The following is a 10,442-nucleotide window of genomic DNA, read 5'->3' on the forward strand; positions in this document are numbered from 1 at the left end:
ATCGTCGGGCGGCTGTTCCGCGAGTTCGCGGTCACACTTGCGATCACCATCCTGATCTCGGCGGTGGTGTCGCTGACGCTGACGCCGATGCTGTCGGCGCGCTGGCTGCAGCGGCCGCAGGACGAGAAGCCGAATTGTCTGTCGCGCGCCTCCTCCCACTTCTTCGAGCGCGTCGAGGGCCATTACGAGCGCGGCCTTGGCTTCGTGCTGGCGCGCCAGTTCCCCATGCTGCTCGTGGCGATCGCCACGCTGGTGGTGACGGTGCTGCTCTACCTCGTCATCCCCAAGGGGCTGTTCCCGACGCAGGATACCGGCCAGATCCAGGCGCGGCTGGTGGCCACCACCACCGTCTCCTACGCGCGGATGGACGACCTTCAGAAGCAGGCGGCGCGCCAGATCCTCGCCGATCCGGCGGTGCGCTCGCTGTCCTCGTTCGTCGGCGTCGACGGCTCGAACAACGCCGCGATCAACTCGGGCACGATGCTCGTCAACCTGAAGGACGATCATTCCGGCAGCATGGCGACCGTCATGGACCGCTTGCGCCGTGCGGTGGCGCGGGTGCCCGGCCTCACCCTCTACACCCAGCCGACGCAGGACCTGACGATCGACGCCGAGAGCGGTCCGACCATGTACCGCCTCTCGGTGGAGGGATCGAACACGGCGGACGTGGACGCGGAAGCGAAGCGCATCGTCGCAGCGCTGCGCGGTTCGCCAAAGGTCAGGAACGTTACCACCGATGCGGGGGAGACCGCGCCCGCCGCCTTCGTCGAGGTGAACCGCGACACCGCGTCGCGCGTCGCCGTCACCGCCAGCGCGGTGGACGACGCGCTCTACTCTGCGTTCGGGCAGCGCATCGTCTCGACGATCTTCACCGAGACGGCGCAGTATCGCGTGATCCTGGAGGCGGTGCCCGGCCTCGTCACCGATCCCGCCTCCTTGGGCCTGCTCCATCTGAGCAGCACGGGAGGCACCACGCCGCTCAACGCCATCGCCACCATCCGCGAGGGCCGCTCGCCGCTGCGCGTCGCGCACGTCGCGCAGTTCCCGGCGGCGACGATCGGCTTCGATACCGCGCCGGGGGTTTCGCTCGGCACGGCCACCGGCGCGATCAGCGATACGCTCGCCAAGCTCCACCTCAAGCAGGGCGTCACCACCAGCTTCCTCGGCGCGGCGGGGGCGTTCGGCAACTCGCTCAACAACCAGCTCTGGCTGATCCTGGCGGCCGTGGTGTGCGTCTACATCGTGCTCGGCGTGCTGTACGAGAGCTACATCCACCCGGTCACGATCCTCTCCACCTTGCCGTCGGCCACCGTGGGCGCGCTGCTGGCGCTGTGGATCACAGGGCACGATCTCGACATCATCGGGATCATCGGCATCGTGCTGCTGATCGGCATCGTGAAGAAGAACGCGATCATGATGATCGACTTCGCGATCGCCGCCGAGCGTGACGAGGGGATGGCCCCGCTGGACGCGATCCGCCGCGCCGCCACGCTGCGCTTCCGCCCGATTCTGATGACGACGCTGGCGGCGCTGTTCGCCGCCGTGCCGCTGATGCTGGGTCTGGGCGAGGGGGCGGAGCTTCGCCGTCCGCTCGGCCTCGCGATCTTCGGCGGGCTGCTGGTCAGCCAGCTCCTCACCATCTTCACGACGCCGGTGGTCTATCTCTACTTCGATCGCGCGCAGGCGTGGCTGAAGCGGCGCGGGGCGCCGCCGGGCGGCGTCGAGCGGCCACCGCTGCTCGGGCCGGAAGCGCAGCGGTGAACCTCTCCGCGCCGTTCATCCGGCGGCCGATCGGCACGGTGCTGCTGACGATCGGGCTGGCGCTCGCGGGCATTTTCGCCTTCTTCCGGCTGCCGGTGGCGCCGCTGCCGCAGGTCGATTTCCCGACAATCTCGGTGAGCGCCACGCTGTCCGGCGCCAGCCCCACGACGATGGCGCAGTCCGTGGCGACACCGCTCGAGCGGCGGCTCGGCATCATCGCGGGCGTGAACGAGATGACGTCGCAGTCGTCGCTGGGCTCGACGCGGATCACGCTCCAGTTCGATCTGTCCAAGAACATCGACGAGGCCGCGCGCGAGGTGCAGGCCGCGATCAACGCCGCCCGCGCCGACCTGCCTGCGACGCTGCGCCAGAACCCGACCTACCAGAAGGTCAATCCCGCCAACCAGCCGGTGGTGACGCTGGCTTTGACGTCGGACACGCGCTCGGCGGGCGACATCTACGATGCCGTGTCCAACATCATCCAGCAGCGCGTCAGCCAGATCCCCGGCGTCGGCGACGTGGAGCTCGGCGGCGGTTCGTTGCCCGCCGTGCGCGTGTCGGTCAATCCCTATCGGCTGGCCTCCTACGGCATCGCCATGGAGGACGTGCGCGCCGCGATCGAGGGGAGCAACGCCAATCGGCCCAAGGGATCGATCCAGGGGCCGGACGGCCGCGCGTGGCAGGTCTACACCAACGCCGCCGGCCGCCACGCGGTGGACTATCGCAGCCTCGTCATCGCCTACCGCAACGGCGCGGCGGTGCGGCTGGGCGACGTGGCGGACGTGATCGACAGCGTGGCGGACACGCGCACGCTGGGCCTGTTCAACGGCAAGCGCGCGATCGTCGTCAACATCACCCAGCAACCCAACGCCAACCTCATCAAGATGGTCGACGCGATCCGCGCCGCGCTGCCCGCGCTACGCGCCCAGCTTCCCGCCGACATCAGGTTGGAGGTGGCGTCGGATCGCACCAGCTCGATCCGCGCGTCGATCCACGAGATCGAGGTGACGGTGGTAATCGCGCTCATCCTCGTGGTGCTCGTCGTCTTCGCCTTCCTGCGCGACGTGCGATCCACCGCGATCCCGGCGCTCGCCACGATCGTGTCGCTGCTCGGCACCTTCGGCGTGATGTGGTTCATGGGGTTCAGCCTTAACAACCTGTCGCTGATGGCGATCACGGTGGCCACGGGCTTCGTCGTCGACGACGCGATCGTCGTGCTGGAGAACACCACCCGCCATCTGGAGGAGGGCATGGGGCGGATCGAGGCGGCGCTGAAGGGCGCCTCCGAGGTCGGCTTCACCGTGCTGTCGATCTCGATCAGCCTCGTCGCGGTGTTCATCCCGCTCTTGTTCATGGGCGGCATCGTCGGCCGGCTGTTCCGTGAGTTCGCGGTGACGCTGTCGGCCGCCGTGATGATCTCGCTTCTCCTCTCGCTCACCACCACGCCGATGCTGTGCGCCTGGCTCTTGAAGCCTCGCGACGTGGAGAAGCGGGAAGGTCGCGTCGCGCTCACGCTGGAACGCGGCTATGCGCGCGTCGAGCGCGCCTATGAACGCTCGCTCGATTGGGCGCTGGCGGTGAAGCCGCTCGTCCTGCTGCTGCTGGCGCTGACGATCGGGCTCACCGTCTACCTCTATATCGTGGTGCCCAAGGGGTTCTTCCCGCAGCAGGATTCGCCCATCCTGTTCGCCGGCGTACGCGCGGACGAGAGCGTGTCCTTCCAGTCGATGCAGGACAAGCTCGGCCAGGTCGTCGGCATCATCCACCACGATCGCGCCGTCGCGGACGTCATCGGCTTCACCGGTGGCAGGCGCGCGGGCGGCGCCTTCATGCTCGTGCAGCTCAAACCCAAGGGCCACCAGCGGCGCGAGGCGGCGCGCGCGGTGATCCAGCGATTGCAGCGCAAGCTCGGTCGGGTGAGCGGCATCCGCCTGTTCCTGATGCCGATGCAGGATCTGCGCATCGGCGCGCGCCAGTCCAACGGCACCTACCAGTACACGCTCGTCGCCGACGACGCGGCGACGCTGCGGATCTGGGCGCAGAAGCTCACCGACGCGCTCACCAAGCGGCCGGAGCTGACCGACATCGACAGCGACTTGACGCAGAACGGCGTCGAGAGCTTCGTGAATATCGATCGCGACGCGGCCTCGCGGCTGGGCATCTCGCCGCGCGACGTCGACAACACGCTGTACGACGCGTTCGGCCAGCGATCGGTCGCCAACATCTACGAGGACGTCAACCAGTACAGCGTCATCCTCGGGTGGGACCAGGCGTTCACCGCCGGCCCGCAGAACCTGCCCGACGTACGCGTCGCGGTGAACGAGGCGGCGGATCGGGCGGCGGTGGAGAACACGACGGCGGCCACGGCGGGCAACAGCCTGTCGTCGGGCGCGACCAGCACCGCCAACGACGGCAGCGAGGCGACGGCCGCTGGCACGGGCCAAGCGAGCACCGTGCCCACCAACCCGGCGTTGCGCGATCCCTCCACCGGCATCGCGCTCAGCACGACGGCGCGGCAGATGGTGCCGCTGGACGCCATCGCGCGCTTCGGCGATCACGCCACCGAGGCGCAGGTGAACCACACCGGCACCCAGGTCTCCACCACCATCTCCTTCGATCTCGCCGACGGCGTGGCGCTGAGCCAGGCGCAGGACGCGATCGCCGACGCGCAGGCGCAGATCGCGATGCCGTCCACCGTCTACGGCCGCTTCTCGGGCCAGGCGGCGACGTCGCAGCAGAGCCAGGGGCAGCAGCCGCTGCTGATCGCGGCGGCACTCGTCACCATCTACATCGTGCTCGGCATGCTCTACGAGAGCCTCGTCCACCCGATCACCGTGCTCTCCACGCTGCCGGCGGCCGGCGTCGGCGCGGTGCTGGCGCTGATGGCAGCGGGCATGGAGTTCACCGTGATCGCGCTGATCGGCGTCTTCCTGCTGCTCGGCATCGTCAAGAAGAACGCCATCCTCATCATCGACTTCGCACTCGACGCGCAGCGGACGCGCGGGCTGAGCGCGGAAGCCGCCGCGCGCGAGGCCAGCCTGCTGCGCTTCCGCCCGATCCTGATGACGACGCTGGCGGCGGCGCTCGGCGCGTTGCCGTTGGCGATCGGCTTCGGCGAGGGCGCGGAGCTCAGGCAGCCGCTCGGCATCGCGATCGTCGGCGGGCTGATCGCCAGCCAGCTCCTCACCCTCATCACCACGCCCGTCGTCTACGTCGCGCTGGACCGCTTCACGCGGCCGCGCCCGCGTCGGGGGCCGGCGTTGCAAGAGCTGACCGCATGAAGCCGCTACGACCCGTCGTCATCCTGCTGCTCGCTTGCGGATGCTCGCTCGCGCCACATTATGCCCGCCCCGCGACCGCGCTGCCGCAGACGTGGAAGACCGCGGAGGGCTGGAGCCGCGCCGTGCCCGCCGACCAGGCGCCGCGCGGCGACTGGTGGACGGCGTTCGGCGATCCGCAGCTCGACGCGCTGATGCGCCAGGGCGACCAGCACAACCAGACGGTGGCGCAGGCCGCCGCCACCTACGCGCAGGCGCGCGCGGCGGTGCGCGAGGCGCGCGCCAGCCTGTTCCCGGTCGTCTCGCTGGACGGCTCGGTGACGCACACCCGTTCGGGCTCGGGCCGCACCATAGTCAGCGGCGGTACGGTGAGCGGCGGCGGCACGACCACCACCGGCACCGGCACGACGACGGGTACCGGCACCGGCTCCACCACCGCCGTCGCGACCTCGGGCGCGCGCAGCACCACCAACTACCGCGTCAACATCGGCGCGACGTGGGAGCCCGACCTGTTCGGCGCGATCCGCAACTCCGTCTCCAACGCCGCCGCCACCGCCGAGGCGCGCGGCGCCGACCTCGCCTCCGCGCAGCTCGCCCTCCACGGCGAACTCGCGACCGATTATCTCTCGCTGCGCGGCACCGATGCCCAGCTCGCCGTCCTCCAGGCGACGACCGACGCCTACCGCCGCTCGCTCCAGATCGCGACCAATCGCTACGACGCCGGCATCGTCGCGCGTACCAACGTGTTCCAGGCCCAGTCGCAGCTCGCCTCCGCCCAGTCCGATCTGGAGGGGCTGAAGCGCACGCGCACGCAATATGAGGATGCGATCGCGGTGCTGGTCGGCGAGCCGGCGGCGAGCTTCCGGGTAGCGGCCGTCGCGAACTGGCGGCCGGTGGTGCCCGACGTGCCGCCGGTGCTGCCTTCCACGCTGCTCCAGCGCCGACCGGACATCGCGGCGGCGGAGCGCGCGGTCGCCGCCGCCAACGCCGCGATCGGCGTCGAGCGCGCCGCCTTCTTCCCCGACATCTCGCTCTCGGCGGATTATGGCTTCAACGACAACTCCATCGCCAAGCTGTTCACCTCCGCCGCCTCCTTGTGGTCGGTGGGTGCGCAGGTCGCGCAGACGCTGCTCGATTTCGGGGCGCGGCGAGCGCGGGTGGCGCAGGCGCGCGCGGCCTACGACGCGGCGGTGGCGGGCTATCGCGGTACGGTGCTCACGGCCTTGCAGGACGTGCAGGACAATCTCGTCGCGCAGACGATCCTGGCGCGGCAGGAGACGCTGCTGCGCACCGCGTCGGAGGCGGCGGATCGCTCCGAGGCCTCGATCCGCGACCAGTATCGTGCCGGCATCGTCGTGTTCACCGACGTGGTGACCGCGCAGGCGACCGCGCTCAACGCGCGTCGCGCGCTGGTGCAGGCCCAGCTCGACCGACAAACAGCCGCCGTGGCGCTGGTGCAGGCGCTGGGCGGGGGGTGGACCGCCTCGCCGGCGACCCGCTAGCCCTTGCCGTGCCCGAACAGGATGCGCCGGCTCTCCTCGTCCGAGACGCTCGGCGCCTTGTTGATCTCGTCGGCCAGCGCGTAGGCGCGCTGCGTGGCCGAACGCGCCGCGATCACCTCGAACCAGCGCTTCAGGTTGGGGAAGTCGGCCAAATCCTGCCGCTGGTTCTTGTACGGTACGATCCACGGATAGGCGGCCATGTCGGCGATCGTATAGTCGTCGCCCGCCAGGAAGGCGCGATCCGCCAGCCGCCTGTCCATCACGCCGTAGAGCCGCGCCGTCTCGCGGACGTAGCGATCGATCGCGTAGGAAATCTGCTCGGGCGCGTACTGGGTGAAGTGATGGTTCTGCCCCGCCATCGGCCCCAAGCCGCCCATCTGCCAGAACAGCCACTGGAGCACCTCGGCGCGGCCGCGCACGTCGGCGGGCAGAAAACGCCCGGTCTTCTCGGCGAGGTAGAGGAGGATGGCGCCACTCTCGAAGAGCGACACGGGCGCGCCGCCGCCGACAGGCTCGGTGTCGACGATCGCGGGAATGCGGTTGTTGGAAGCGATCGCCAGGAAGTCCGGCGCGAACTGCTCGCCCTTGGAGATGTTCACCGGATGGATCCGGTAGGGGAGGCCCGCCTCCTCCAGGAGGAGCGTGACCTTGTGGCCGTTGGGCGTCGTCCAGTAATGAAACTCGATCATCGTTCTGTCCTCACAGCAGAAGTCCCTGCATCGGCCCGCGTTCCTGCCGCATGCCGCCACGCCCGCGCCGCTCGATCTCGGTGGTCGCCGAGAAGCGGACATCCTCGTCGCGATCGCGCGCGTATCGCTCCAGCGCCTCGTCCTCCAGCTCGGTCCAGTGCCTGCCCCGCTCGGCACCTGCGGGGACGCGCGGTAACAGCCCCGGCTCTTCGGACCAGGCGATGAGCTGCTCGACCGACGCCTCGGCGAGCATGTCGCGCAGGTGGTGCGCGCTGACGTAGGCGTCGGGCATGGCGCGGTGGACGGGCAGCCCGATCGCGCGGTCGAGCCCCGTCGGCATCCGCCAGTAGCGCAGCACCTGGTTCGAGAAGGAGGGCGCCGACGGCCACAACCGCAGCGCGCATTTCCACGTGCAGATCCAGCGCGCGCCGCCGGAAAGCTCGGGCGTGCAGAAGCGCTGCTCGAAGCTCGCGCGGTGCGCCGCGAGCGCGAGCACGCCGGTCTCGGGCTTGAGCACCGCCGGCGCGACATCCGGCCATAGCCCGGCGCCTTTCACGTCGGCGTCGATGATGTGATGCACCGCCATCGTCACGGGCGGGATCGCGCGCTGGGGATCAACGAGGAGCGCGCCGCGTGCCGCGCTCACCGCCCAGCGGCCGTCCGCCTCCTGCACCACGTCCTGCCAGCCGATCTCCACCACGCCATGCGCGGGCGGACGCGAGCCGGTGGTCTCGAGGTCGACGACGCGGATGCGGGGAGGGGTCACGTGCCGCATATAGGCGCGGGCGCGGCGTCGAACAGCGCGAGCTGCCGGTCCTCGGCAACCGGCCGCGCCGGCCGCGCGCCGTCTAGCGCGGAGAGGGTAAGGCCGAGGAGGCGCACCGGCCGCTCCATCGGGCAGAGCGCGGCGAGCAGTCCGGCCGCGGCGCTCGCCAGCGCGGCGCGGTCGGCGATGGGATCGGCGAAGCTGCGCGCGCGAGTGACGATGCGAAAATCGTTGTACTTCACCTTCAGCGTCACCGTTCGCCCGCGCGCCTGCGCCCGCGCGATCCGCTCCCAGGCCGCGTCGGCAATCGGATCCAGCGCGGCGAGGAGGTCGGACGGCGCGGAGAGATCGTCGGTGAAGGTGCGCTCCGCGCCCACCGACTTCCTGATGCGGTGGGATCGCACCGGCCGCTCGTCGAGGCCGCGCGCCGCGCCGTAGAGGTAATCGCCCCAGCTTCCGAAATGCTCGCGCAGCCACTCGGCAGGCTTCGTGGCGAGATCGCCGCCGGTGGCGATGCCAAGCCGCGCCATCTTCTCCGCCGTGCGCGGGCCGACGCCGTGAAAGCGCGCGATCGGCAGCGACGCGACGAACGCCTCCGCCTTGCCGGGCGTGATGACGCAGAGTCCGTCCGGCTTGTTCTGGTCCGACGCGAGCTTGGCCAGGAACTTGTTGTAGGACACGCCGGCGGACGCGGTGAGGCGCGTCTCCGCGAGGATGTCCGCGCGGATTGCCTTGGCGGTATTGGTGGCCGAGCCCAGGCCGGCGGCGTCGGCGGTGACGTCGAGATAGGCCTCGTCGAGCGACAGCGGCTCGATCAGGTCGGTATAGCGACCGAAGATGGCGCGGATCTGTCGGGACACCTCGCGATAGGCCTCGAAGCGCGACTTCACGAAGATCAGGTCGGGGCACAGCCGCCGCGCCGTCACCGAAGGCATCGCCGACCTCACCCCGAAGCGCCGCGCCTCGTAGCTCGCCGCCGCGACGACGCCGCGCCCGCTCGATCCGCCGACCGCCACCGGCTTGCCCCGGAGCGCAGGATCGTCGCGCTGCTCCACCGACGCGAAGAAGGCGTCCATGTCGACGTGAATGATCCGCCGATGTCCATCCGCCGGCATCTGCGGGATATAGGCCGCGCGCGGCGTTCCCGGAACCGGCGCGGGCACGGGCGCGTCTCAGCGCCATGACGAGGAGCGAGGCGATGCTGCGGGACTTGGCGGGAACTTTGCTGGCGGGTGCGGTCAACCAGGCGCCGGGCGCGCCTGGAGGTAGCGGCGATCCGCTGGCATCGACGCTGATCGGCACGGGCGCGACGCTGGCGATGACGCGCGGGCGCCGGCCGGTCGGCCTCGTCCTGCTGGCGGCGGGCGGTTACCTGCTGCTCCGCGACGTGCGCCGCGCACGGGCGACGGCCGTGCTCAACCCGCCGCCGGCGCCGCGTCCTGTGCCGGCTGCTGGGCACCCTGCCACCGCTTAGGCGGCGTGATGACGGCGTTGATCGTCGCGCCGAGCAGGATCGCGTAGGACGAGACGAACAGCCACATCAGCAGCACGACCACGGCGGAGAGCGAGCCGTAGGTGGCGTTGTAGTTGCCGAACTGCGAGACGTAGAAGCCGAGCGCGATCGTCGCCGCGAGCCACAGGAGTGTCGCCAGCGCCGAACCCATGCTCTGCCACTGCCATCCCGCCGGCGCGCGGGCCGGGCCGAAGCGATAGGCGGCGCCGATCGCCGCCGACGCCAGCAGCGCCGCCACCATCCAGGTGCCGACCTGGACGAGGAACGCCACCACCGGCCCGAGGAAGGCGGTGATCGTCGTCACCCAGGCGAGGGCGGTGGCGGCGAACAGCCCCGCCACCACGGCGACGACCGCGCCGATGATGATGCCGAAGGAGACGAGCGTCGTCCGTACGAGGCTGCGATCCTCCTCCTGCGCGTAGATGACGTTGAGCGCGGCCATGATCGCGGAGGAGGCGCGCGTCGCGCCGTAGATCGCGAAGAACAAGGCGACCACCAGCCCCAGCCCGGTCTTGCCCGAAGAGGCGGTGACGATCCCGACGAGCTGATTGACGATCAGCTCGGCGGCATCCTTCGGAACCACCGTCACGATCGCGCGGATGTGGTCGGCGATCGAGCTCGGGTCCGCGACGAGGCCGTAGGTGAGGATCACGGCGGCGAGCAGCGGCGCCAACGACAGGAAGCAGTAGAAGGCGACGCCCGCCGCCATCAGCCCAATATTCTCGCTGCCCATCCGCGTCCACAGCCGGCCGAGAAAGCGCCTGGATCGGGCGAAGCCGGTCCCGCGAGGCTCGGCGGCATCGCCTATCGTTCGTGGACCGTGCCCGGACCCGTTGGCCATCCGTCTTCCTCCCCGCTCGTTCCGGCCCCAACCCGCGAGCGCGCGCAGGTGTCCCGTCCGCCCCGAGTGGCCTTGCGAGAAACGGGTGTGCG

At 70.3% G+C, this 10,442-nt stretch carries 8 protein-coding genes; 4 read left to right on the forward strand and 4 right to left on the reverse strand.

Going from position 1 to position 10,442, the window contains the following annotated elements; all coding sequences use genetic code 11:
- From ACOFKX_RS01150 to ACOFKX_RS01160, 3 genes are all read left to right on the forward strand, one after another.
- Positions 1-1,761: efflux RND transporter permease subunit (locus ACOFKX_RS01150; RefSeq protein WP_419825270.1), on the forward strand; the 1,761-nt coding region annotated here is incomplete at its 5' end.
- Positions 1,758-5,042 (forward strand): efflux RND transporter permease subunit, encoded by a 3,285-nt coding sequence (locus tag ACOFKX_RS01155; protein ID WP_419825271.1) that lies wholly within the window; start codon positions 1,758-1,760, stop codon positions 5,040-5,042. The genes ACOFKX_RS01150 and ACOFKX_RS01155, both read left to right, overlap by 4 nt.
- A complete protein-coding gene (locus ACOFKX_RS01160; protein ID WP_419825272.1) occupies positions 5,039-6,541 on the forward strand; it encodes an efflux transporter outer membrane subunit in 1,503 nt (500 codons plus the stop codon). The genes ACOFKX_RS01155 and ACOFKX_RS01160 overlap by 4 nt, the downstream gene beginning before the upstream one ends.
- Here ACOFKX_RS01160 and ACOFKX_RS01165 read toward each other — a convergent pair.
- From ACOFKX_RS01165 to dinB, 3 genes are read right to left on the reverse strand one after another with little or no spacing between them, the layout of a single operon-like run.
- Positions 6,538-7,230: a glutathione binding-like protein gene (locus ACOFKX_RS01165; protein ID WP_419825273.1), complete on the reverse strand. Its 693-nt coding sequence runs from the start codon at positions 7,228-7,230 to the stop codon at positions 6,538-6,540. The genes ACOFKX_RS01160 and ACOFKX_RS01165 overlap by 4 nt on opposite strands.
- 10 nt (positions 7,231-7,240) lie before the next feature.
- The gene (locus ACOFKX_RS01170; protein WP_419825274.1) at positions 7,241-8,005 is read right to left on the reverse strand and encodes a 3'-5' exonuclease; all 765 of its coding nucleotides are present in this window, start codon (positions 8,003-8,005) and stop codon (positions 7,241-7,243) included.
- On the reverse strand, positions 7,993-9,111 hold the full coding sequence (dinB, locus tag ACOFKX_RS01175) for a DNA polymerase IV (protein WP_419827308.1): 1,119 nt from the start codon (positions 9,109-9,111) through the stop codon (positions 7,993-7,995). The genes ACOFKX_RS01170 and dinB overlap by 13 nt, the downstream gene beginning before the upstream one ends.
- An 83-nt stretch (positions 9,112-9,194) precedes the next feature.
- Between dinB and ACOFKX_RS01180 the strand changes: the two genes are divergently transcribed.
- The gene (locus ACOFKX_RS01180) at positions 9,195-9,470 is read left to right on the forward strand and encodes a hypothetical protein (protein ID WP_419825275.1); all 276 of its coding nucleotides are present in this window, start codon (positions 9,195-9,197) and stop codon (positions 9,468-9,470) included.
- Here the strand turns inward: ACOFKX_RS01180 and ACOFKX_RS01185 are convergent.
- A complete protein-coding gene (locus ACOFKX_RS01185) occupies positions 9,412-10,350 on the reverse strand; it encodes a YihY/virulence factor BrkB family protein (protein WP_419825276.1) in 939 nt (312 codons plus the stop codon). The two genes, ACOFKX_RS01180 and ACOFKX_RS01185, sit on opposite strands and share 59 nt — an antisense overlap.
- Positions 10,351-10,442 lie beyond the last annotated feature (92 nt).

Source organism: Sphingomonas sp., from assembly GCF_965200105.1.
Taxonomy (GTDB): domain Bacteria; phylum Pseudomonadota; class Alphaproteobacteria; order Sphingomonadales; family Sphingomonadaceae; genus Solisphingomonas.